Here is a 21573-nt window from a genome sequence, read left to right as displayed (position 1 = left end):
GGCCTCCTTTCCAATAGTATCGCGGTTCCGGGGTGGGAAAGGATTTCAGTTTCTCTGCGAACGGCCTAATATGTGAAAAATCATGCCAGAAATAGCTCAAGAGATGGATAAATTACCCACATGAAGATGGATCACCGCGACCACATCCTTTTGAAGCATCTTCAAGCGGACAGCCGCATCTCCAACGTTGATCTGGCGGATGCGGCAGGCATGTCGCCGTCCGCGTGCTGGCGGCGGGTGAAAGCGCTGGAGGAGGCAGGTATCATCGACCGCTACGGCGCGGTCGTGAACGCTACAGCGGCGGGCCTGACCTTTCAGGCCATCGTACATGTGCAACTGGCCCGCCATTCCGAGGACGAGTTGAACGCCTTTATCCAGGCGGTGTCGACACGGCGTGAAGTTGTGGAATGCTATGCCACCACAGGCCAATCCGACTACCAGATGCGCGTGCTGTGCCGCGATCTGGACGCTTACAACGCCTTTCTTGAGACGTTCCTGTTCCGCCTATCCGCGGTTGCCAGTGCACAGACCAACGTTGTCTTGCGTGAAATCAAGCGCAACACCGGCATCGGGTTCTAGCGCAGCCGGGCGCGCAGGAAATCAATGACGGCTCGGACCTTGGTCGGCAGATAGGTACGGCTTGGGTACAGCAGCCACGCCCCCGTATCGAAGGTGGTCGCCGTTACGTCGTGGTCCGGAAACAGATCGACCAGTGTGCCCTGCGCCAGATCGGTTTCGGTCATCCAGTTTGCCAACAGCGCAGGACCCAACCCGTTCCGCGCGGCTGTGCGCAGGGCCAGGGCGTTTGAGATCAGGATCGGGCCTGTGACCCCGACGATCGTCTCGGTCTGGTTTTTTCGAAACCGCCATTCGGTCCGGTAGTCCGGCAAGGTCATGCGCAGGCACGCATGGTCTGTCAGTGCCTCCGGATTCTGGGGGCTGCCGTGTTGATCCAGATAGTCAGGGGATGCCACAACGCGATAGCGCGTGGACCTGAGCCGGGTGCTGATCAGATCGCCCTTGGGTGCAGGGGCAAGGCGGATGGCGATGTCGATCTGGCCCGCAACCAGGTCGATCGTCTGGTCGTTCAGGATGAGTTCAAGCTCGATCTCGGGCAGTGCTGCACGCAGATCGGCAAGGTGAGGGATTATCACCTCTTGCCCGAACGCGACCGACGCCGTGAGCCGCACGCGGCCAGACGGCTGCGTGCTGACCTCGGCCGCCGCGTCTCGCGCAAGGTCCATATCGTCCAGCAAGGGGCCGATCCGCGCCAGGTACACCGAACCGGCCTCGGTCAGCGTGAGTTGCCGGGTTGAGCGTTGAAACAGCCGCAATCCCAACTGCCCCTCAATCCCTGCCACTGTCCGGCTGACTGAGCTGGGATCAACATCGAGCACACGCGCCACGGCGGCAAAGCTTTGATGGTGGGCGACAAGTTGCACAGTGCGGAGGGCGGCGATGTCCATTCGTGTAATTTACGCATGAATACGATGCGCTCAAGCCTATTTTTTGCACCTTCCGCAATAGATAGGTGAGAGTCATCTGATCCCAAAAGGAGATATGACATGTTCCGCACACTACCACTTGCCGCCTTTTTGCTTGGCACCATGCCCGCCGGCGCCGCGCCGACGGAGTGGACCCTTGACCTTGGTCATGCCCATATTGGCTGGAAAATCAATCACATGGGGTTGAGCCGTACGGTGGGCCGCTTCAACAGCTACGACGGCACCTTTCTGATTGACGAAGAGAACCCGGCCAATTCGCAGATCACCTTCACCATCGACGCCGCCAGCATCGACAGCAACCACGAGGCGCGCGACGCACATCTGCGCCACGCGGATTATCTGGATGCGGACAACAACGCGCAGATCACGTTCACATCCACAGACATTCTGATGCTGACGCCCACAAGCGGAAAGCTGACAGGTGACCTGACGATGCGTGGCCAGACCGCGCCGGTGACGCTGGATTTCACCATGGTGCGGGACCGGGTCTATCCCGACTTCATCCCAAACTACGATGAGGTACGTGTTATCGGGTTCGAGGCCACAGGTGAAATCCTACGCCTTGATCACGGGATGGATTTCATTGCTTTCCTCGACAGCCCAACGGGCCTGAGCGTCGATGTCGATCTGCATTTTGATCTGGTACAATGCGAAGGTGCGACTGAAAATAACATTCCCTGCACATGGGGTCGTTGAGCCATGCAGCATGTCAAAGGCAAAACCGTTGTCATCACGGGTGCCAGCAAGGGGATCGGGGCGGCCAGCGCCCGGGTCCTCGCCCGCCTTGGCGCCCATGTTGTGCTCGCAGCACGAACCGGTGATGCGCTGCTGGAGTTGGCAAAGGAAACCAGCGGCATTGCGGTGCCCTGTGATGTGAGCGACTTTGCCCAAGTGCAGGCCGTAGTGGATCAGGCGGGTGATGTGGATGTGCTGGTCAACAATGCCGGTCTGATCGATCCGATAGCGCTGCTGGCGGACAGTGATCCCACCGCTTGGGGGCGGGTCGTCGATGTGAACGTCAAAGGCGTCTATCACGGCCTGCGGGCGGTGTTGCCGGGCATGGTCGCTCGGGGGGCAGGCACAGTCATCAATATCTCATCCGGGGCGGCGACAAGCGCGCTTGAGGGGTGGAGCCACTACTGTGCGACCAAGGCCGCCGTCCTGTCTATGACGCGCGTGGCGGATAAAGAGGTGCGCGGGTCAGGCGTGCGCGTTATGGGCCTGTCTCCAGGCACGGTCGCAACAGACATGCAACGCGAGATCGCCGCGTCCGGTATCAACCCGGTTAGCCAATTGCCGTGGGACGACCACATCCCCCCCGATTGGGTTGGGCAAGCCATTGCCGTCTTGATGGGGCCTGAAGGCAATGCGTGGTGTGGTCAGGACTTCTCGCTCAAGACCGAGGCTGGGCGCAACATCGTCGGGCTGCCCCCGCTTTGAGGTCGGGGCGGACGACACGTCCGCCTTACAGGTTCTGGTGCGTAAGGCGCAGCTTGCTGCGTCCGCGCGGCGGAGGACACCTCCGCCTTACGATGATCCACCTGTAAGGCGCACCTGCTGGTGCGCCCTAGACAAAGGGCAGGTAGTAGTCGCGCACCTGATCCACGGACTTGTCCTTGAGCCGCTTCCATTCATCCTGCTTGAGAAAGATCAACGCATCGCAGATCGCTTCCCCCACCGCCATGCGCAGGGGCTTGTCCGCATCCAGCGCATCCAACGCCTTGTCCAGCGCCGATGGTACATGGCGGGTCGCCCGGATGTTGTCCAAGCCGTCGAGATCCTCGGCTGGGTCCAACGCATAGCCACCACTCACACCCAGAAGCGATGCTTGAAGAACGGATGCGACCGCAAGATACGGGTTCGTCGCGCAGTCCGCCATGCGATGCTCCAACCGGGCGGAGCGCGGCGAGGTCACACAAGACCGCGTTGTCACAAGCCGGTGGTCATCCGCCCAGTTGGCCCAGTACCCCGCCATGGATGCGGGCCCGAGCCGGTCGTAGCTGTTCACCGTCGTGGCCAGCAGACCGGCCAACCCCTCGTGATGGTGGATCAGGCCCGCCATGCATCCCTTGGCGATATCAGATAGCGCACCCTCCGGCGCAATAACGTTGGCCCCCTGAGCATCCGCGAAGCTGAAATTCACATGCAGACCGGACCCGCCCCGGTCTGGAATGGGCTTGGGCAGGAAGGTCAGCAACAGCCCCATCTCTGCAGCGACCTCTCGTGCCATCGTGCGGAACAAAAACGCATTGTCACAGGCCGCCACGGCCGTCTCGAACTTCATCGTCAGTTCGAACTGGCCGCTGTCATATTCGCCATTCATCGACTCGATGGGCAAGCCCGCCGCATCTGCCGTGGACCACAGTGCGTCCATCAATCCCGCCGGATCATTCTGTGGACCTGTGCCGTACACGAACGCACCGGGTGTGTCGTAGGGTGTCCACACCCCGTCCGCGTCCTGCTGAAAAACGTAGGCTTCCATCTCCAAGCCAACCATCGGGGTCAGCCCCTTCATCTCCCACGCCGCGACTGCGGCTTGCAACCGCCCACGAGCGCAAAGGCCAAAGGGCGCGCCATCCACGTGCAATGTGCCCAGCGCGATTTCGCTGTCCTGCTGCCAGTCAGGGCGGCGGTCACCATCCAGCACCAGTTCCATGTCCGGAATGCCGTCGAACACTCCTGCCCCCGGGACCGGGATCAGGTCGCGGTCAAAGGTCGTACCAAAGACACCACGGGCAAAACCGATCTTGCCCCCCGCAGCCACGTCCGGTGGCACGAACTTGCCCCGTGGCAGGTTGAGCAGATCACAGAAAAGGGTGCGGGTGCGGTTCGTCATGGTCGTCACTTCAGCGTTGAGCGGACAGTCAACGATTTGACCCCGCAGATAAAATTCGAGCGTGTCCAGGTGGGCAGCCCCACAGCGTCTAGCGCGTAGATCCGGCCCGCAAGTTCCTGCAGCACGCATTTCAGTTCCAACTTGGCAAGCCACATGCCCAGACAGACATGCGGCCCGCCCTGCCCGAAGGCGACGTGGCGGTTCGGACTGCGATCCAGTTGCGCAACATGGGGATTGTCGAACATCGCCTCGTCGCGGCTGCCCGACACGAACCACATCAACACCTTGTCACCTTCACGAATGGTCCGACCGTGCATCTCGACATCCCGCGTCGCCGTTCGGCGGAAATGCAATGTGGGCGAGGCGAGGCGAATGAACTCATCTGCGCAGGTCTCCCACACCTGCCCGCTCTGCAATGCTCCAAGCAGGTCCTTTTGCTGTGTCAGCAGATGCAGCGCCATTGCGATCGAATAACGGGTCGTGTCATTGCCCGCCGCGACCAGCAGACAAAAGAAGTTCTTGAAGTCCTGCCCGGTGATTGCGCCATCTTCGCTGCGCAGCACACGGGCGAGGATGCCCTTGTCATTCACGTCACGTGTACCGTTCAGGATATCATCGGCATAATCGTACAATTCCACCCCGGCAGGTGAGCGGAAGGGCATCATGCGGTAAGCATCGGTATCCACCTTATCGATGACCGTATTGGTAAAGTCGGGATCGGTATTCCCGATCAATGCGTCGCCCCGTTCCACGAGCCAATCCAGATCAGCATCCGGCACACCGAGGATGCGGCCCAGCATCAACATGGGCAGGCGTTTGGCAATCTTGTCGACCGCGTCGAACTCTGAATGTTCCAAAGCCTCCGCCACGATGTTCTGCGCCAACTCGCGGATCAATGGCTCAAACTGGGCGACGACCGGCTTGGCAAAGGCTGGGTTCACGGCACGCCGGGTCACAGTGTGCTCGGGTGGGTCGGTTTCCTGAAATGTGCGGCGGGCGAGGTATTCCTCGTGGCTCTGATCTTCGATCCGGATGCCTTGGGCGCTGGAAAACGTGTTTGGGTCCTTTTGGGCCGCCATGATGTCAGCATAGCGGGTGAGAGACCAAAACCCCTTTTGCCCGCCGAACTCTTCCGTCCAGTGCACGGGGGCCTCGGCCCGCATCTGCGCAAACGTCTCGTGCGGCACGCCGTCCACGAAACTGTCGTGATCAGCGAGGTTTTTCATGGCGAGCCTCCGAAAAAGCGGGTGGCCCATTCGGCAAACAACGGGCCGTCATTGGTGCGGGTCAGTGTGGTTTCGGCCTCGGCCACTTCATCCACGCTCAGGTGCGGTTTGGTGTAGTTCAGCACACAGCGCATGAACGGGCCGGAAAACTCCGGATGCGCTTGGGTGGTGAAAATGTGGTCGCCCTTGGTAAAGCCGGCCAATGCGCATTTGGGCGATGTGGCCCAGGGCGCGCACCCATCAGGCAAGGCCGTCACCGCGTCATGGTGAAACTGGTAGAGACCGATGGACGGTACGACGGGCTGCATCCATGGCAAGGTTTCCGAGACCTCGATTTGATCGATCCCGATGTTCCAATTCTGGCGGGCCACCGTCCCACCCATCGCCATGGCAATCGCCTGATGTCCGAAACACGCGCCCAGCAAGGGCTTCTTTGCGGCATCGCAAGACCGGATGAAATCGTAGAGCGGCTGCAGAAAGGCCAGGTCATCAAGGACACTGAGCGGCGAACCGGTGATCAGATACGCATCCTGTTCGTACACATCCTGCGGCACCTCACCCCCGATGGTCATGTAGACGCGATACGTGAACCGCTGCTCCTGTGCATCGAACAAATCGCGGAAGCGGTGCGCGTCATCAGGAAAGGCATCACCAACCTCGACCGACCGGTCGTGGTTCACTTGCAGGATACCGAGCTTCAGGCGGGGCATGTACTTTCTTTCCAAAGGCGGGGACGGCGCGAACCGCCCCCGGCTGTTTCAGCGCCCGAGAATCTCGTTGATCTCGGCCGACTTGGCACGGTCCGCCTCGATGCGCGCCTGTGCCTCCTCCTGGCCTTGCCAGTAGACAGCGGCCCCGGTCTCGGCCATCAACGCCTGCGCTTCGTTCGATGCCATGGTTTTTGCGGCCACTTCGGCAATGGTGTCGATCACCTCTTGCGGCGTGCCCTTGGTCACAAACAGGCCGTTCCAAAGCTCCACATCGTTCACACCGGATTGGGCGGCGATGGTTTCCACACCGTCCAGCTTGGCGATTGGCTGCGCGCCGATATTGCCCAGCACGTTGATGTCGCGAAGGCACGGTTCGATCAGCGCCAGCGTCGTGTTGATCACATCCGCGTCGCCCGAGGACAGCGTGTTGCAGTCCAGCAGGTCAAAGGCGCTGTCATCCGCGAACTCGAACCCCATCTTGGCCGCTGCCGCCATGGACACCGCCGTGGGCGTCAGGCCCGCACCAAAGTGACCCAGAACGACGTCATTGTCTTGCGCATGGGCGGCCAGTTCGGCCATGTTGGAATAGGGCGCATCGCCCGAAGCAGCCAGCACGAACGGGTACGTCAGGAAGATGCCGACGGGAACAAAGCTGTCCTCTTCGATGCCGATGTCGATCTTGGGGCCGACTATCGGCACACCGATGACAAAGGAGCCGATGACCGACCCGTCATTGGGCGCGTTCAACACCTCCAAAGCGCCGGGGAATGGGCCATCCCCGCCGCCGGGACGGTTCACGACCGAAGCCGGTTGCCCCGTCGCTTCGGCCATATCGGCGGCGATCATGCGCGTCAGAATGTCCTCGAAATCGCCAGGAGGCCACGGCACAATGAACTGCACCGGACCGGTGGGATACTCGGCCAACGCGGGGCCGGTCAGGGCGGCCAAGGCAAGGGCCGCTGAGGTCAAAAGCTTTTTCATGTTACTCTCCCTGAGTTTGTTTTTTGCTTTTGTGGTTAGTGTTCAAACCTCTTCGTACGGAGGCTTTGGGCGATCGTGACACCAATCACGATCAGGATGACAACAAAAAGTGTTCCGGAGACGGGCCGGTTCACCAGATCGAAGACGGTTTTGATCTGACCTGCCCCCGCTGTCAGCTTCTCGATCATGATCGAACCGAGGACGAGGCCCAGAACGATGGGTACAAGTGGCCAGTCGAGACGGCGCAGGATAAAGCCCAGGTAACCGAAGCCAGCGGCGAACATGCAATCCGCAAACGAGTTGCGGATCGAAAAGACGCCAACAAAGGCCAGGATCAGGATGAACGCGCCCAAGAGACGGTTGGGGACATAAATGATGCGCGCGATCCATTTCGTGGACATCAGCAGCGTGATGATGACCAGTACGTTGATAATCAAAAGCGCGATGAAAAGAGAGAACAGGAAGTCCGGGTTGTTCTCAAAGATGTCTGGCCCGGGTTTGATGCCCGCATCAAAGAACACGACCATCATCATGGCCGTCAACGCTTCACCCGGCACGCCCAGCGCTAGAAGGGGCACCATAGCGGCAGCTGGCACTGCGTTGTTGCTGGCCTCGGACGCAATCAAACCGTCAGGCGCGCCACGCCCGAACTTGCTCGGCTCCTTCGACATGGCCCGCGCCGTGGAATAGCTGAAGAACTGCGCCACGAACTCACCCACCCCCGGGATGATCCCCATGATCGTGCCGTAGCCCGCGCTGATGGTAGCAACAGTCGGGTGTTTCTTCAGCTCTCCGAACCCGCGCAGCAGGCCGTCTTTGAGCCGCGCCTCGGGTGGGTCAGCATCCTTGCCTGTCAGCAGGAACAGCGCCTGCGAAATGGCAAAAATACCCACGATGACAACGATCAGGTTGAAGCCGGGATAGAGGTACTCGATCCCGAATGTGTAGCGGTCAATCTGCTTCAGCGATTGACGCCCGATCAGTGCAATCAGAAAGCCCAAGCCAAAGAGCAGGGCCGCAATCCCCATCGTCTTGCGATGCGCCGCGATCAGCAGAACTGCACCGAGGGCTGCAGCCATGAAAATATCCCGCTGTCCGAACAGCGCGCCCAGATCGCGCAGGTATGGGCCGAACAGCATCAGCGCCCCAAGCCCGAGCAGGATGGAAAAGCACCCGCCGAAAAAGGACGCAGAATAGGCCAGCGACAGGCCCCGCGCCGCCTCGCCCCGCCGCGTCATGGCATAGCCATCATAGGTGGTCAGCGCATTCACCGGCGTGCCGGGGGTGTTGATCAGGATGGCCGGGATCGCGCCGCCATACATGCTTGATCCGTAAACGCCCAAGAGAAGGACCAGCGACACCAGATCATCCAGAAAAACGGTCGCGGGCAGCAGGATCGCAATGGCGATGGCTGGACCGATCCCCGGCACGGCCCCAATCGCCAACCCACCCACCGATCCAATCAGGATCGCCACCAGAACAGGCACGCTGGCGAGGTTGTCGAGGCCGGTCCAAAACGCCTCCATCAGAACCACACCTGCATGAAGGTTTCCATGCGCTGCGGCAGTTGGTCATAAAGCCAGATATTCACTGGAGTCTTGATCTGTAGCCCGGTGCGAAAGACCAGAACGATGGCGAAACTCACCGCCAGGCAAATGCCCATCCACCGCCAGCCGCGATAGTCCAGACGCCATGGCAAGAGCGTCCCCAACAACAATGTCGACACCAGATAACCAAGCACTGGCACAAGCAGCGTATATGCCACGAACCACACGACATATTCCAGCGCGCGCAACCACTGTCCCAGCTCATAGGCCACGCCGGTTGGCTGCTTGAACCGCTGTCGCCACGCCTGCGCCCGCCATGCCCCGCGCAGGTTCCACAAGGCAGCAGGCACCAAAACCCCCAGACAGATCAACGGCGCCACCCAGCTTTGCTTGAGGATGCGGCCCAGACGGGCAGTGCGCCCTTCGGGTGCGGTTACCCCAAACTGGTCCATCCAATAGCGCGCCATGTTCTGCGGCAGTTTGCGGTCCTCCCACCCCGTTTGAGTGAAGAAGAAGACAAGAAAGAACAGGGCCAAACCCGCCATGAACAGGGAAAAGATCAGATCCCCCCGCCCGCGCCGGAAATCGGTGATGTCGGTGACATTGATCTTGCTGTCTGGCGGGCAGGCACTGGCAAAAGCGCGCCCCGTGGTGTCTGACCGGATGGGCCGCACCGCCGTTGCGCTGCGCGGCGCTGGGGATGCTGACCTTGACTTCACGCCACCTCGGCCATGGCCTTCAGGCCGGTTTCGGTGGCAGACAGTATTTTCTGTACGTGCCCCGCATCGATGACCAAGGGCGGTGAGAAGATGGCGTTGTTGCCTGACACCCGGATCATTACGCCATCCTCATAGGCCGCCTTCTGAAACACCAAGGGCAGCGCCTTGCCAATCGGGGTCTTCTTCCCTCGGTCGCTCACCAGCTCGATGGCGCACATCAAACCTTCGCCCCGCACATCCCCGATGTGATCATACCGTTCGGCCAAAGCGTCCAATCCGGCCTTTAGCTCCGGCCCACAGGCCCGCGCATTCTCCCACGGTCGAATGCGCATTGTCTCTTCCACCGCTGCAACAGCTGCCGCTGCGCCAACCGGGTGCCCCGAATAGGTATAGCCGGAATCGACGGACCCGACCCCGCTTTCATCATCTTCAAACACAGCCGCGACATGATCAGCGATCATCACGGCCCCGAAGGGAAAGTAGCCATTTGTGATGGCCTTGGCCGTGCACATCAGGTCCGGCTGCACGCCCCAATGGCGCGATCCTGTCTCATCCCCTGTGCGCCCAAAGGCAGTGATCACTTCATCCGCGATCAGCAGCACGCCGTGCTTCTCGCAGATGTCGCGCACCATGGGCATGAAACTGGGGTGCGGCGGGATCACACCGCCCGCGCCCTGCACCGGCTCCATGATGAAGGCAGCAATGGTGTTGGCACCCTGAAAGGCGATCTCACGCTCCAACATCCCCGCACTCAGGTGCGCGAGTTCCGCGGGATCGTCCGTGCCAAACGGATTGCGATACAGGTAAGGTCCGGGGATGTGGTAGCACCCTGCCATGAGCGGCTCATAGGAATTGCGGAACTTTGCATTCCCATTGACCGATGCCCCACCAAAATGCGTGCCGTGATACCCTTTGTCGAGGCTGATGAACTTGGTCCGCGCACCCTCGCCCCGGATGCGGTGGTACTGGCGGGCCAGCTTCAGCGCGATCTCGATACTGTCCGACCCGCCACTGGTGAAAAAGCTGCGCGTCATGCCATCGGGGCCAAAGAAATCGGCCAGCAAATACGCCAGCTCAATCGCCTTGTCGTTCGACGTACCTCGGAACGTCGAATAGTAGGGCAGCGCATCTAGTTGCCCTGCAATCGCGTCCTTCACCGGTTGGCAGGAATAGCCCAGATTGACGTTCCAGAGGCCGCCAACGGCATCAATGCTGCGGTGACCGTCCACGTCGGTGATGAACACCCCATCGCCCCCCGTCAGGATCGTGGGTGGGTTCGCCATGCTGTCGGCGGGGTGCGCCATGGGATGCCAGAACTGGCGCGCGTTGTGTTCCTTCAGAAAGTTGCTGTCCTTCATGACGCGGCCCTTTCCTGTGCCGGAGTCCAAAGCTGGACGATATGGGGTGGCACGGAGCCGCCCAGGGCCTGACTGATCTCTTCCCCGCGCGCCATGAGCAGACGCGCCAAATGCGCCTCGGTCGCCTTGCCGCCGCGACCCGTGGGATAGGCAATGGAACAGGTGGCAAAAGCCCTGCTGGCAGCGTCAAACAACGGGATGGCAACCGACGACACGCCAAGGCGCAAGGCATCGCGATTGCGGGCATATCCACGCTGCGCGATCTGCTTCAATTCCCCCTCGACCTCCATCCGGTTCGGCGCCGGCGCGCCCGGCAACTGCGTGCGTGGGTCAGCCAGGGCAAGGTCCAACAGCCCGCCCGGGGCAAAGGCCAGATACGCCTTGCCTGACGCGGTCGCAAACAGGGGTGGCAGGCCATAGGCATCGAAACTGACCCGCACTGGATGATTGTGTTCCTCGGCGTGGTGCACATGGACTAGGTCAAAGCCCTGCAAACGACTGACATGCACCAACTCACCTGCATCGCGGCTGAGATCGTCAATGACGCTGCGCAGCATCTCGACCTCGGGCACGGTGCGCACGCGCATCCCCGCCAGCCGGGTCAAAGCAGCCCCAAGGCGGTAGGCCCGCGTGCTTGTGTCCTGCTCAAGAAACCCCGCCTGCTCAAGCGCTACAAGGTGACGATGCACCGTCGCCTTGTCCCGCCCGGTCAGGCGCTGCACGTCGGACAACCCCAAACGGGGCCGGGCATCACTGAACAGGTCCAACAGACCCAAGGCCTTGGCGATGGTCGACATAGGATGAAGCTTGACGCACCTGCCATCCCCTTGCAATATATTTTTGCATCCATCGGTTCACTATGTGAACCAGTAAGAAGAAAGAAAGCATGTCAGCGCTGCACGACAACATCGCAAATCTGGCCCCACACCTGACCCGGATCGGGGAAACGGGCATCCTGAACCATATCAACGGACAGGCCGTTCCCGCCGCATCCGGAGCATGGTTCGACACGACATCACCCGTGGATGACAGCATGATCGCCCGTGTTGCCCGCAGTGATGCGCAAGACATCGACGCAGCCGCCCAAGCGGCCAAAGCCGCTTTCCCCGCATGGCGCGACATGCCTGCCACTGACCGCAAGCGCATCCTGCACGCCATCGCCGACGGGATCGAAGCCCGCGCCGAAGAAATCGCACTGTGCGAATGCTGGGACACAGGCCAGGCCCTGCGCTTCATGTCCAAAGCCGCCCTGCGCGGCTCCGCCAATTTCCGCTTCTTCGCCGACCGTGCACCAGCGGCCCGCGACGGGCAGGCGCTTCCCTCGCCCACCCTGATGAACATCACAACCCGCGTGCCAATTGGTCCTGTGGGCGTCATCACCCCGTGGAACACGCCCTTCATGTTGTCCACTTGGAAGATCGCCCCAGCACTCGCTGCTGGCTGCACGGTCGTTCACAAACCCGCCGAACTCAGCCCCTGGACCGCTCGCATCCTGATCGAGATCGCCGAAGAAGCAGGCTTGCCCCCGGGCGTCTGGAACCTGGTCAACGGGATGGGCGAGGACGCAGGGCGCGTCTTGACCGAACACCCAGACATCAAGGCCATCGCCTTCGTGGGCGAGTCGAAAACCGGGTCCGCCATCATGGCCCAGGGTGCGCCCACCCTGAAACGTGTACACTTCGAACTGGGCGGCAAAAATCCCGTGGTGGTCTTTGATGACGCCGACCTCGACAATGCGCTCGATGCCGCCATCTTCATGATCTACTCGCTCAACGGCGAACGCTGTACGTCCTCCTCACGCCTGCTGGTGCAGGACACGATCGCCGATGACTTCGAGGCAAAACTCGCGGCCCGCGCGAAAGCAATCAACGTGGGCCACCCACTGGACCCCGCAACCGAGGTTGGTCCTCTCATCCACGCAGGGCACAGGGCCAAGGTCATGGCCAGCTTCGACACGGCCAAAGCCGAAGGGGCCACAATCGCAGCAGGCGGCACACGCGTTGGAGACACAGGCCAATTCGTGGCCCCAACCCTCTTCACCAACGCGACAAACGACATGAAAATCGCCCAAGAGGAAATCTTCGGCCCGGTCCTCACCTCCATCCGATTCCAAACAGAGGAGGAGGCCCTGCACATCGCCAACGATACGGCCTACGGCCTGACCGGCTATGTCTGGACCGCGGACGTCACCCGCGCCATGCGGTTCACCGATAGGCTCGAAGCCGGTATGATCTGGGTCAACTCCGCCAATGTCCGGCACCTGCCCACGCCGTTTGGCGGTATGAAAGCCAGCGGCATCGGACGCGACGGCGGCGATTGGTCGTTCGAATTCTACATGGAACAGAAACACATCGGCATCGCCACCGGTGACCCGAAAATCCCCCGGCTCGGCACATGACCCTTCTTCTGGCCGGAAATACCTCAGGGAGTTTGAGGGACAGCGTCCCTCATTCCCCAAAAATGAATCGCGCGCGGCGCAGCCGCCCCATTTAGGAACAGCCGATGCCGATCCCTCCGCCCGAGCTTTACCCGCCGTTCAACATCGTGCGGCTCAGCCACGTGGAATACCGGGTGGCGGACCTTGCAGCCTCGCGCGCCTTCTACGTGGATACACTCGGCCTGCAGATCACACATGAAGACGATCAGTCGATCTACCTACGCGCGATGGAGGAGCGTGGTCACCACTGCATCATCCTGACCCAATCGGGCAACGCGAATGTCGCAAGGCTCGGCTTCAAGCTCTACGACCACCCCGATCTCGACAAGGCTGAGGCGTGGTTCCGCACCCAAGGTCAACCCACTGCATGGATCGACCGCCCCTTCATGGGCCGCGTCCTGCAAACCACCGATCCTTGGGGTGTGCCTCTCGAATTCTATGTTCAGATGGACCGCCTGCCGACCATCGCACAGAAATACGCGCTCTATCGGGGCGTCAAACCGCTGCGCATCGACCATTTCAACCTGTTCTCATCCGATGTGGATGGGGCCGTGGCCTTCTACACACAGATGGGGTTCCGCACGACAGAATACACCGAAGACGCAGAGACAGGTAAAACCTGGGCCGCATGGATGCACCGAAAGGGCGGCGTGCATGACATCGCCTTCACCAACGGCACAGGGCCGCGCCTGCACCATTCGGCTTTCTGGGTCCCTACCCCGCTCAACATCATTGACCTGCTCGATCTGATGAGTACGACGGGCTACCGCGAGAACATCGAGCGCGGCCCCGGGCGGCACGGCATCTCGAACGCCTTCTTCCTTTACATCCGCGACCCCGATGGCCACCGGATTGAGATCTACTGCTCGGATTACCAAACCGTCGATCCCGACCACGAACCGATCAAATGGGACCTCAAGGACCCACAACGCCAAACCCTTTGGGGCGCCCCCGCCCCGCGCAGCTGGTTCGAGGAAGGCAGCCTGTTCGATGGCGTGGACACGTCCGCCCCCCTTCTCAAAGCACAGCCCATCGTGGCACCCTGATATTGGCGGAGGACACCTCCGCCTTACACCCGTAAGGCGCACGTGCCCGTGCGCCCCGCCCGAAAGGACGAGACCATGAGCTGGGACGATTTCGCCAAACACGCCAAGGATGCTGCCGATTGGGGAGTAAACTACCACAACACCCTCCGCGATCGCCCGGTACGCGCACAAACCAAGCCGGGAGACATCGCCGCGCAACTTGCAGACGCACCGCCAGAAGATGGAACTGATCTGGCGGCGATCCTGGAAGACTTCGAACGCATCGTGATGCCGGGCATCACCCATTGGCAACACCCGCGCTTCTTCGCTTACTTCAACTCGAACGCCGCGCCCGCGTCGGTTCTGGCCGAATTTCTGACATCCATTATCGCGCCGCAATGCATGCTCTGGCAAACCTCGCCCGCCGCGACCGAGATGGAGACGCGGATGATGGACTGGCTGCGCCAGGGCCTTGGCCTGCCCGAAGGGTATCAGGGTGTCATTCAGGACAGCGCCTCGTCAGCCACGCTCGCCGCCGTCTTGACCATGCGCGAACGCGCGCTGGAATTCCGCGGCAATATCGAAGGGCTGCACGGACAACCGCAGCTGCGTATCTACTGTTCAGATCAGGTACACACCTCCATCGACCGCGCCATCTGGGTCGCGGGCATCGGACAGGACAATCTGGTCAAGATCCGCACCACAGGCGATCTGCGTCACATGGACCCGCTGGATCTGGAAGCCGCCATTGCCGAGGACAAACAAGCAGGCCGCATCCCGGCCGGGATCATCGCTGCGACCGGCGCCACCGGCATGGGCGCCAGCGACGACCTTGAAGCGGTCGCCGCTGTGGCCGAAGAACACGGCATCTACACCCATCTCGACGCGGCATGGGCCGGTACGGCCATGATCTGCCCTGAATTCCGCGCGCTCTGGACCGGAGCGAACCGCTTCGACAGCATCGTATTCAACCCGCACAAATGGCTCGGTGCACAGTTCGATTGCGCCGCGCATTTCCTGCGCGACCCGGATCAGCTGCGCCAAACCCTCGCCATCCGCCCCGAATACCTGAAAACCCATGGGGCCGAGGACATCATCGACTATTCCGAATGGTCAATTCCGCTGGGCCGCCGCTTCCGCGCACTGAAACTCTGGTTCCTCATGCGGCACTACGGGATGGATGGTCTGCGCACCCGCATCCGTAACCACGTCAAATGGAGCCAGGCCCTGTGCGAACGCCTGCGGGCCGAAGATGATTTCGAAATCGTGACCGAACCTATTCTGTCGCTCTGGACCTTCAAACTCGCAGGCTCAGCTGACGACGACACGCAGCGCCTTGTGGACGCCATCAACGATGACGGCCGCATCTACCTGACGCAAACGCTGGTCGATGGGCAAAAGGTCATCCGCTTTCAAGCCGGGCAGTTCGATTGCGAGGAACGGGATTTCGACACCGCCTTCGACACGATCACCGGGATTGCGAGGAGCCTATGAGGTTCGCTACCTACACCACCGCTGGAAACCAGTATTACGGCGCGGTGGCAGATGACGGGATGATCCCCCTGTCCCCCAATTTCCCGCAGTGGGCCACTCTGCGCAACGTGATCGAAAATGACGGCCTGCACGCGCTTGCGAAAGCCGCCCAAGGCCGCACCGCCACACATCATAACGTCACCTATGACATCCCCATCCCCGACCCGGAAAAGATCATCTGCGTCGGCGTAAATTTCCCTGACCGCAATGCCGAGTACAAAGACGGGCAAGAGGCACCGCCGAACATGTCGCTCTTCCCCCGCTTCCCGCGCAGCTTCACGGGTCACAACCAACCGGTTATCCGCCCCCCAGAAAGCGAGAAACTGGACTACGAAGGCGAGATCGCCATCGTCATAGGCAAGGGCGGGCGGCGGATTGCCGAGGCGGATGCTTACGACCACATCGCGGCCCTGACCCTCTGCAACGAGGGCACCATTCGCGACTGGGTTCGCCATGCCAAGTTCAACGTCACGCAGGGCAAGAACTGGGACGCCTCCGGTGCCATGGGCCCATGGCTTGTCCCCTTCACGGCCGCCGCTCAACTGGACGACGTCCGCCTGACAACCCACGTGAACGGCGAGCTCCGGCAAGACGACCGCACCAGCCGCATGCTCTTCCCGATCCGCCGCCAGATCGCCTACATCTCGACCTTCACCACGCTGGTGCCCGGCGACATCATCGTGACCGGCACGCCCACCGGCGCAGGTGCACGGTTCGATCCCCCGAAATTCCTGAAACCCGGCGACGTGGTCGAAGTGACCGCCGAGGGCATTGGCACGCTGCGCAGCGAGGTGGCCGATGAAATTTGAAGACCACAAGGCAGCGGCGGCGGCACTGATCGAGGCCGAGCAAACCGGTCAACAAATTGGCCTTCTGTCCGTTGCGTATCCCGACATCACGATGGACGACGCCTATGCCATTCAGGCTCAGGTCGTCGCCGCCAAGGTCGCCGCAGGTGACCCGGTGGTCGGCTGGAAGATCGGCCTGACCAGCCGTGCCATGCAGATGGCACTGAACATCGACATCCCGGACAGCGGTGTGCTGACCCGGTCTATGCAGTTCGACAGCGCCACGATCCCCGCGGGCCACTTCATCCAACCGCGGGTCGAGGCCGAGATCGCCTTTGTCATGAAATCAGATATCGGCGGCGCAGGCGTGACCCGCGACGACGTGCTGGCCGCGACAGACTACGTGGTGCCAGCCCTTGAAATCCTCGACACTCGCATCCTGCGTGCGGACCCGGACACGGGCCAGCCGCGCAAGGTTTTCGATACCATCGCCGATAACGCGGCAAATGCGGGCATTGTCGTTGGTACCCAACGCAACGCACCGGAAAACCTACGCTGGGTCGGCGCCATCGTGAAAATGGGCAACACGGTCGAGGAAACGGGGCTTGGTGCGGGTGTCCTGAACGATCCGGTGGAAAGCGTGGTTTGGCTCGCGCGGCGCATGGCGCTCTACAGCAACACGATCAAGGCAGGCCAGGTGATCTTGTCAGGCAGCTTCATCCGTCCAATCGAATGCCCGCCGGGCACCAACATAGAAGCCGATTTCGGCAGCTTTGGACGCGTCGATCTAAGCTTTAGCTGACGCGCGCCAACAACCGCGCGGCGCAGCCGCCCAAAGCGACGGTGTCCGACACGAACAGAAACGCCGGAATACGGGCGAACTGCCCGTCAAAGCTGCTGTCAGCACGCAATGGGGCTAGCACGCGCTCCCGCCGTTCCGGCGCCATCAGGAACTTCGCCAACGACCCGTTGAAGTACAGCCCCGCCCGCGGGAAATAGGAATAGGCCAATTCACGCACCATCAGGCCAAAGGCCTCGGTACAAACCTCAAGCGCTTCGCGGGCACGGGGATCATCGGACTTGGCCAATTGCTCGGCACTATCGACATCCACACCAATGACATGGGCCAGACGCAACAGCCCCACACCGGAAAACAGATTCTCGACACTGTCAAAGCGCGACGTGTCGGGCATATGCGCCTGCAGGATCGACATCACGCTCGACGGCAGACTGGCATGGCCCTGCTCAGACGTGAAAACGGTGCCGCTCTCCATGTTGACGGCCGACACGTTGAACCCCGTACCAAGGCCAACCACCAGCGCCTGCCCGGCGCCGCCAAGAGCAGCGCCGTCGTGCAATGGCTCAACCGCATCGGGTGCAACGGTGGGCACCGCCTGTCCCAACGCCTCAAGGTCGTTGATCAAAACCACCTCGTCAGCACCGAAAGCGGCAGCAAGGGCACCCGCATCGAAATCCCAATTCCGGTTCGTCAGACGAGCGCGATCGCCTGCCACAGGACCCGCCACCGCGATAACGACATGAGATGGCACTGAACGCCCATCCAAATAGTTGGTCGCAAGATCAAGAAAGCTGCCGAAATTCGCGTTGGGGCACTTGACCACCGTGTCCGCTATGACTCCATCGCGACCAACAAAGGCCATTCGCGTATTCGTCCCGCCAACATCAGCAACAAGGCCAATAGCCCGATCCTGCCCACCCGCATCCTGCATTACGATTCGCCCGGCTTCTTACCCAAGATGATCATTCCGAGCAGGTCATCGTCCGTCACGTCGGCAACGTCAACAGTCCCAACCAGCTTTCCGTTTTTCATCACGGACGCGCGGTCACACAGCTCCATCACATCATGGATGTCGTGACTGATCAGGAAGATGCCGATGCCTTCAGCCTTCAACTGCTGGATCAGTTCCGACACCATCTGCGTCTCGTGTGGACCAAGGGCGGCGGTGGGTTCATCCATGATCAGAATGCGCGCATTGAAATACACCGCACGGGCAATCGCCACCGACTGACGCTGACCACCCGACAAGGCACTGACCGGATCCTTGAACTTTTTGAAGTTCGGGTTCAGCCGCGCCATGATCTTGCGGGTCTCGGCCTCCATCGCGTCATCATCGACAAAGCCCATTGACGACACCAATTCGCGTCCCAGAAACAGGTTCGACGCGGCATCAAGGTTATCGGCCAGCGCAAGCGTCTGGTAGATCGTCTCGATATTGTAGGTCCGCGCGTCACGCGGGTTGTTGATGGTCGCCTTTTCGCCGTTGATACGGATTTCACCCGTGTCCATGGCATAGGCGCCCGACAATATCTTGATCAGCGTCGATTTGCCTGCACCGTTGTGACCCAGGAGGCCCACAACTTCGCCCGGCTTCAGGTCGACCGACACGTGGTCTACCGCCTTGATCCCGCCAAAGCTGATCGAGATGTCCTTCATTTCGACAAGAGGTGTTGTCATATCAAAGTCCTCCCTCAGACGCCCGCACGGCGGCGATAAACGATGTCGATCCACACCGCGAGCACGAGCACAAAGCCCACGACGATGTTCTGCAGCGGAGCGTCCACGCCGACCGAGGCCATGCCCGATTGCAGCGACTGCATGATCAGCGCACCAATGACAGCACCGTAGATCGTACCCGCGCCACCCGACAGGGCAGTGCCCCCGATGACAGCAGCGGCAATCACGCGCAGCTCGTCCAGTGTGCCCAGACCCACGTCTACGGCGTTCAGACGGGCCGATGCGATGATCGACGCGATGCCGGTCAGGGCCCCCATCAGGGCAAAGACCTTGACCGTCAGAAGGCGCGTATCGATGCCCGACAGCGATGCCGCTTCCGGATTACCACCGGTGGCATAGACATAGCGGCCAAAGCGGGTGCGCGTGGCGATGATGGTCATCACGATCGTGACGGCCAGCAGGATCACAACCGGAATAGCGATACCATGGTTCCAGACCATGCCGTCAGTATACTCGATACCGCGCGCTTCGGTCATGCGGCGCATGGCGCCCCGCGGGATCGGATAGCTGTTCATGATCCAGACAAAGGCAATGATCAGACCGGCGGCCATGGCCATCAGGATCCCTTCGGCCCAGACCGGTTTGACGGTAAAGCCGTGGGTCGCCTTGCGACGCCGGCTCAGCAGCATGATGCCAACGGCAACAAGCGCGGCGATGGTGCCGAACACCCAGCTCAGCGTTTCACCCAGCGTGCCCTCGGCGCCGCCACCCAGTAGGCGGAAGACAGGATCAAGCGGCGCTTGGGTTTGGCCCTTGGTGACCCACCACATCGCACCGCGATAGACGAGGAAGCCGCCCAGCGTCACGATGAAGGCAGGCACGGTCAAATAGCCGATGACCCACCCTTGTATCGCGCCCAAGAACGCGCCCATCAAGACTGCGGCAATCACAGCGATGACCCAGATCATAGGATGACCCAGACCCAGCATGGATGGCAGCCACTGGACCTGCAGCGCCGCCACAGTCATACCGATAAAGCCCAAAAGCGAGCCTACGGACAGGTCGATGTTGCGTGTGACGATCACGAACACCATGCCCGTTGCCATCACGGCAACGGATGCTGTTTGAACGCTCACGTTGAAAAAGTTGCGCGGGGACAGAAAGCGCCAGTCGGTAAAGAAACCGAACACGAGCCAGATGACGACAAGCGCCCCGATCATCCCCAAAAGCCGGGCATCAAGGCCCAGCTTGTCCATCATTGATTTGGCCTGGTCTTCCATGCGCCCTGCCCTTTGTTACCCGGTTGCGGTGGCACAATGTCCCCGGCGACAGGCAAGCCTGCCGTCACGATGTGCCGAAATGTGTGGTGAGTGTGGTCATGTGCCGCCCCGGCGCGCAACAGGCGCCGGGACGTAACTTGGTGCGCTCTTATTCGCAGGCGGCCAGCGAGGAGCCCGCGCACAGCGCGTCTTTTTCGATCCAACCTGCGTCCAGAACAACGTCCAGGTTGTCGGCTGTCACCGGAACGGGCTCAAGGAAGATCGAGGTCATTGTGGTGCCACCGGGCGATGTCCAGTCAGCTGCGCCTGCAACATCTTCACCCTTGGCCAGGGACACGGCGATCTCGCCTGCTGCCTTTCCAAGCGCACGTGCGTCTTTCCACACGGACACTGTCTGCGTGCCGGTTGCGACACGGTTCAGAGCGGCATGGTCACCGTCCTGGCCGGACACTGGAATACCTTCCATGCCTTGCGCGGTCAGGGCCGCCACAACACCACCCGCGGTGCCGTCGTTGGACGCGACAACCGCGTCAACCTTGTTGTCAGCTGCGGTCAGGATCTGTTCCATGTTGCGCTGCGCGTTCGCAGGCACCCAGCCATCGGTGTAGGCTTCGCCAACGATGGTGATGTCACCGGCGTCGATGGCCGCCTGCAGCACCTCTTGCTGACCGCCACGCAGGAAGTCCGCGTTCGGGTCGGTGGGCGAGCCCTTGATCATGACGTAGTTGCCCTTGGGCTGCGCGGCCAGAACGGCACGGGCCTGCATGCGGCCAACTTCGACGTTGTCAAAGGTCAGATAGAAGGCGCGGGCGTCTTCGATCAGACGGTCATAGGCAACGACCGGGATATCTTCGTCGGCAGCGGCTTGCACGGCTGGGCCAATGGAAGATGCGTCCTGCGCCAGAATGATCAGCGCGTTTGCGCCCTGTGCAATCAGGCTTTCGATATCTGCCAACTGCTTGGCCGACGACGATTGCGCATCAGCGGAAATATAGTTTGCACCAGCGGCATCCAGCGCGGCCTTGATCGCGGCCTCGTCAGTTTTCCAGCGCTCTTCCTGGAAGTTCGACCAGCTCACGCCTACGGTCACTGCATGACCATCAGCCAGAACTGGTGAAGTAAGCATTGTGGCAGCCGCCAAGGCGCCGAGTA

Annotated in this window: 21 protein-coding genes; 8 read left to right on the top strand and 13 right to left on the bottom strand. The window is 61.1% G+C overall.

Annotation, left to right across the window (positions count from 1 at the left end; all coding sequences use genetic code 11):
• Positions 1 to 120: 120 nt before the first annotated feature.
• Complete coding sequence (locus AC53L6_RS20110) at positions 121 to 579, top strand: Lrp/AsnC family transcriptional regulator (RefSeq protein WP_496909134.1); 459 nt, start codon at positions 121 to 123, stop codon at positions 577 to 579.
• Here AC53L6_RS20110 and AC53L6_RS20105 read toward each other — a convergent pair.
• The gene (locus AC53L6_RS20105; RefSeq protein WP_496909133.1) at positions 576 to 1466 is read right to left on the bottom strand and encodes a LysR family transcriptional regulator; all 891 of its coding nucleotides are present in this window, start codon (positions 1464 to 1466) and stop codon (positions 576 to 578) included. The genes AC53L6_RS20110 and AC53L6_RS20105 overlap by 4 nt on opposite strands.
• A 99-nt stretch (positions 1467 to 1565) precedes the next feature.
• On the opposite strand from AC53L6_RS20105, the gene AC53L6_RS20100 reads away from it, so the two are divergent.
• Positions 1566 to 2201: a YceI family protein gene (locus AC53L6_RS20100; RefSeq protein ID WP_496909132.1), complete on the top strand. Its 636-nt coding sequence runs from the start codon at positions 1566 to 1568 to the stop codon at positions 2199 to 2201.
• A 3-nt stretch (positions 2202 to 2204) separates the two neighbouring features.
• A complete protein-coding gene (locus AC53L6_RS20095) occupies positions 2205 to 2945 on the top strand; it encodes an SDR family oxidoreductase (protein WP_496909131.1) in 741 nt (246 codons plus the stop codon).
• 127 nt (positions 2946 to 3072) lie between these two features.
• Here AC53L6_RS20095 and AC53L6_RS20090 read toward each other — a convergent pair whose 3' ends face one another.
• Genes AC53L6_RS20090 through AC53L6_RS20055 form a run of 8 tightly spaced genes read right to left on the bottom strand, consistent with a single transcriptional unit; the run spans position 3073 to position 11679 of the window.
• Complete coding sequence (locus tag AC53L6_RS20090; RefSeq protein ID WP_496909130.1) at positions 3073 to 4341, bottom strand: type I glutamate--ammonia ligase; 1269 nt, start codon at positions 4339 to 4341, stop codon at positions 3073 to 3075.
• 5 nt (positions 4342 to 4346) lie between these two features.
• The gene (locus AC53L6_RS20085; protein ID WP_496909129.1) at positions 4347 to 5567 is read right to left on the bottom strand and encodes a cytochrome P450; all 1221 of its coding nucleotides are present in this window, start codon (positions 5565 to 5567) and stop codon (positions 4347 to 4349) included.
• A complete protein-coding gene (locus AC53L6_RS20080) occupies positions 5564 to 6277 on the bottom strand; it encodes a type 1 glutamine amidotransferase (RefSeq protein WP_496909128.1) in 714 nt (237 codons plus the stop codon). The genes AC53L6_RS20085 and AC53L6_RS20080 overlap by 4 nt, the downstream gene beginning before the upstream one ends.
• A gap of 48 nt (positions 6278 to 6325) precedes the next feature.
• Entirely contained in the window at positions 6326 to 7258 is a 933-nt protein-coding gene (locus AC53L6_RS20075; RefSeq protein ID WP_496909127.1) for a tripartite tricarboxylate transporter substrate-binding protein, read from the bottom strand.
• A gap of 35 nt (positions 7259 to 7293) precedes the next feature.
• Positions 7294 to 8784, bottom strand: coding sequence for a tripartite tricarboxylate transporter permease (locus AC53L6_RS20070; RefSeq protein ID WP_496909126.1), 1491 nt, complete (start codon positions 8782 to 8784; stop codon positions 7294 to 7296).
• The gene (locus AC53L6_RS20065; RefSeq protein ID WP_496909125.1) at positions 8784 to 9524 is read right to left on the bottom strand and encodes a tripartite tricarboxylate transporter TctB family protein; all 741 of its coding nucleotides are present in this window, start codon (positions 9522 to 9524) and stop codon (positions 8784 to 8786) included. Before AC53L6_RS20065 ends, AC53L6_RS20070 begins: the two co-directional genes overlap by 1 nt.
• A complete protein-coding gene (locus tag AC53L6_RS20060; protein WP_496909124.1) occupies positions 9521 to 10882 on the bottom strand; it encodes an aminotransferase class III-fold pyridoxal phosphate-dependent enzyme in 1362 nt (453 codons plus the stop codon). Before AC53L6_RS20060 ends, AC53L6_RS20065 begins: the two co-directional genes overlap by 4 nt.
• Entirely contained in the window at positions 10879 to 11679 is an 801-nt protein-coding gene (locus AC53L6_RS20055; protein ID WP_299704130.1) for an IclR family transcriptional regulator, read from the bottom strand. The genes AC53L6_RS20060 and AC53L6_RS20055 overlap by 4 nt, the downstream gene beginning before the upstream one ends.
• Before the next feature lie 89 nt (positions 11680 to 11768).
• Here AC53L6_RS20055 and hpaE point away from each other — a divergent pair, with 89 nt between their 5' ends.
• The 5 genes from hpaE (at position 11769) to AC53L6_RS20030 (ending at position 17467) form a co-directional block, all read left to right on the top strand.
• A complete protein-coding gene (hpaE, locus tag AC53L6_RS20050; protein ID WP_496909123.1) occupies positions 11769 to 13280 on the top strand; it encodes a 5-carboxymethyl-2-hydroxymuconate semialdehyde dehydrogenase in 1512 nt (503 codons plus the stop codon).
• 104 nt (positions 13281 to 13384) lie between these two features.
• Complete coding sequence (gene hpaD, locus AC53L6_RS20045) at positions 13385 to 14365, top strand: 3,4-dihydroxyphenylacetate 2,3-dioxygenase (protein ID WP_496909122.1); 981 nt, start codon at positions 13385 to 13387, stop codon at positions 14363 to 14365.
• Positions 14366 to 14440: 75 nt separating this feature from the next.
• Positions 14441 to 15838: a pyridoxal phosphate-dependent decarboxylase family protein gene (locus AC53L6_RS20040; RefSeq protein WP_496909121.1), complete on the top strand. Its 1398-nt coding sequence runs from the start codon at positions 14441 to 14443 to the stop codon at positions 15836 to 15838.
• A complete protein-coding gene (locus AC53L6_RS20035; RefSeq protein WP_496909120.1) occupies positions 15835 to 16686 on the top strand; it encodes a fumarylacetoacetate hydrolase family protein in 852 nt (283 codons plus the stop codon). The genes AC53L6_RS20040 and AC53L6_RS20035 overlap by 4 nt, the downstream gene beginning before the upstream one ends.
• Positions 16676 to 17467: an FAA hydrolase family protein gene (locus AC53L6_RS20030; protein ID WP_496909119.1), complete on the top strand. Its 792-nt coding sequence runs from the start codon at positions 16676 to 16678 to the stop codon at positions 17465 to 17467. Before AC53L6_RS20035 ends, AC53L6_RS20030 begins: the two co-directional genes overlap by 11 nt.
• On the opposite strand, the gene AC53L6_RS20025 is transcribed toward AC53L6_RS20030, so the two are convergent.
• From AC53L6_RS20025 to xylF, 4 genes are all read right to left on the bottom strand, one after another.
• Positions 17460 to 18395 carry a glucokinase gene (locus AC53L6_RS20025; RefSeq protein WP_496909118.1) on the bottom strand — a complete coding sequence of 312 codons (936 nt, stop codon included), beginning with the start codon at positions 18393 to 18395 and terminating at the stop codon, positions 17460 to 17462. The genes AC53L6_RS20030 and AC53L6_RS20025 overlap by 8 nt on opposite strands.
• Positions 18395 to 19141, bottom strand: coding sequence for an ATP-binding cassette domain-containing protein (locus AC53L6_RS20020; protein WP_299205497.1), 747 nt, complete (start codon positions 19139 to 19141; stop codon positions 18395 to 18397). Before AC53L6_RS20020 ends, AC53L6_RS20025 begins: the two co-directional genes overlap by 1 nt.
• A gap of 14 nt (positions 19142 to 19155) precedes the next feature.
• The gene (locus AC53L6_RS20015; RefSeq protein ID WP_299602237.1) at positions 19156 to 20421 is read right to left on the bottom strand and encodes a sugar ABC transporter permease; all 1266 of its coding nucleotides are present in this window, start codon (positions 20419 to 20421) and stop codon (positions 19156 to 19158) included.
• 148 nt (positions 20422 to 20569) lie between these two features.
• On the bottom strand, positions 20570 to 21547 hold the full coding sequence (xylF, locus tag AC53L6_RS20010) for a D-xylose ABC transporter substrate-binding protein (protein ID WP_299205924.1): 978 nt from the start codon (positions 21545 to 21547) through the stop codon (positions 20570 to 20572).
• Between the last annotated feature and the right edge of the window lie 26 nt (positions 21548 to 21573).

Source organism: Tateyamaria sp. LSS28 (genome assembly GCF_059611725.1).
This window is presented reverse-complemented; position numbering and strand designations above follow the sequence as displayed.

Coding starts and splice junctions, on each gene's coding strand:
- AC53L6_RS20105 (WP_496909133.1), bottom strand. CDS start 1,466: ATGGACATCGCCGCCCTCCGCACTGTGCAACTTGTCGCCCACCATCAA.
- AC53L6_RS20110 (WP_496909134.1), top strand. CDS start 121: ATGAAGATGGATCACCGCGACCACATCCTTTTGAAGCATCTTCAAGCG.
- hpaD (WP_496909122.1), top strand. CDS start 13,385: ATGCCGATCCCTCCGCCCGAGCTTTACCCGCCGTTCAACATCGTGCGG.
- AC53L6_RS20080 (WP_496909128.1), bottom strand. CDS start 6,277: ATGCCCCGCCTGAAGCTCGGTATCCTGCAAGTGAACCACGACCGGTCG.
- AC53L6_RS20095 (WP_496909131.1), top strand. CDS start 2,205: ATGCAGCATGTCAAAGGCAAAACCGTTGTCATCACGGGTGCCAGCAAG.
- AC53L6_RS20100 (WP_496909132.1), top strand. CDS start 1,566: ATGTTCCGCACACTACCACTTGCCGCCTTTTTGCTTGGCACCATGCCC.
- AC53L6_RS20055 (WP_299704130.1), bottom strand. CDS start 11,679: ATGTCGACCATCGCCAAGGCCTTGGGTCTGTTGGACCTGTTCAGTGAT.
- AC53L6_RS20085 (WP_496909129.1), bottom strand. CDS start 5,567: ATGAAAAACCTCGCTGATCACGACAGTTTCGTGGACGGCGTGCCGCAC.
- AC53L6_RS20015 (WP_299602237.1), bottom strand. CDS start 20,421: ATGGAAGACCAGGCCAAATCAATGATGGACAAGCTGGGCCTTGATGCC.
- xylF (WP_299205924.1), bottom strand. CDS start 21,547: ATGCTTACTTCACCAGTTCTGGCTGATGGTCATGCAGTGACCGTAGGC.
- AC53L6_RS20060 (WP_496909124.1), bottom strand. CDS start 10,882: ATGAAGGACAGCAACTTTCTGAAGGAACACAACGCGCGCCAGTTCTGG.
- hpaE (WP_496909123.1), top strand. CDS start 11,769: ATGTCAGCGCTGCACGACAACATCGCAAATCTGGCCCCACACCTGACC.
- AC53L6_RS20075 (WP_496909127.1), bottom strand. CDS start 7,258: ATGAAAAAGCTTTTGACCTCAGCGGCCCTTGCCTTGGCCGCCCTGACC.
- AC53L6_RS20040 (WP_496909121.1), top strand. CDS start 14,441: ATGAGCTGGGACGATTTCGCCAAACACGCCAAGGATGCTGCCGATTGG.
- AC53L6_RS20030 (WP_496909119.1), top strand. CDS start 16,676: ATGAAATTTGAAGACCACAAGGCAGCGGCGGCGGCACTGATCGAGGCC.
- AC53L6_RS20090 (WP_496909130.1), bottom strand. CDS start 4,341: ATGACGAACCGCACCCGCACCCTTTTCTGTGATCTGCTCAACCTGCCA.
- AC53L6_RS20020 (WP_299205497.1), bottom strand. CDS start 19,141: ATGACAACACCTCTTGTCGAAATGAAGGACATCTCGATCAGCTTTGGC.
- AC53L6_RS20070 (WP_496909126.1), bottom strand. CDS start 8,784: ATGGAGGCGTTTTGGACCGGCCTCGACAACCTCGCCAGCGTGCCTGTT.
- AC53L6_RS20025 (WP_496909118.1), bottom strand. CDS start 18,395: ATGCAGGATGCGGGTGGGCAGGATCGGGCTATTGGCCTTGTTGCTGAT.
- AC53L6_RS20035 (WP_496909120.1), top strand. CDS start 15,835: ATGAGGTTCGCTACCTACACCACCGCTGGAAACCAGTATTACGGCGCG.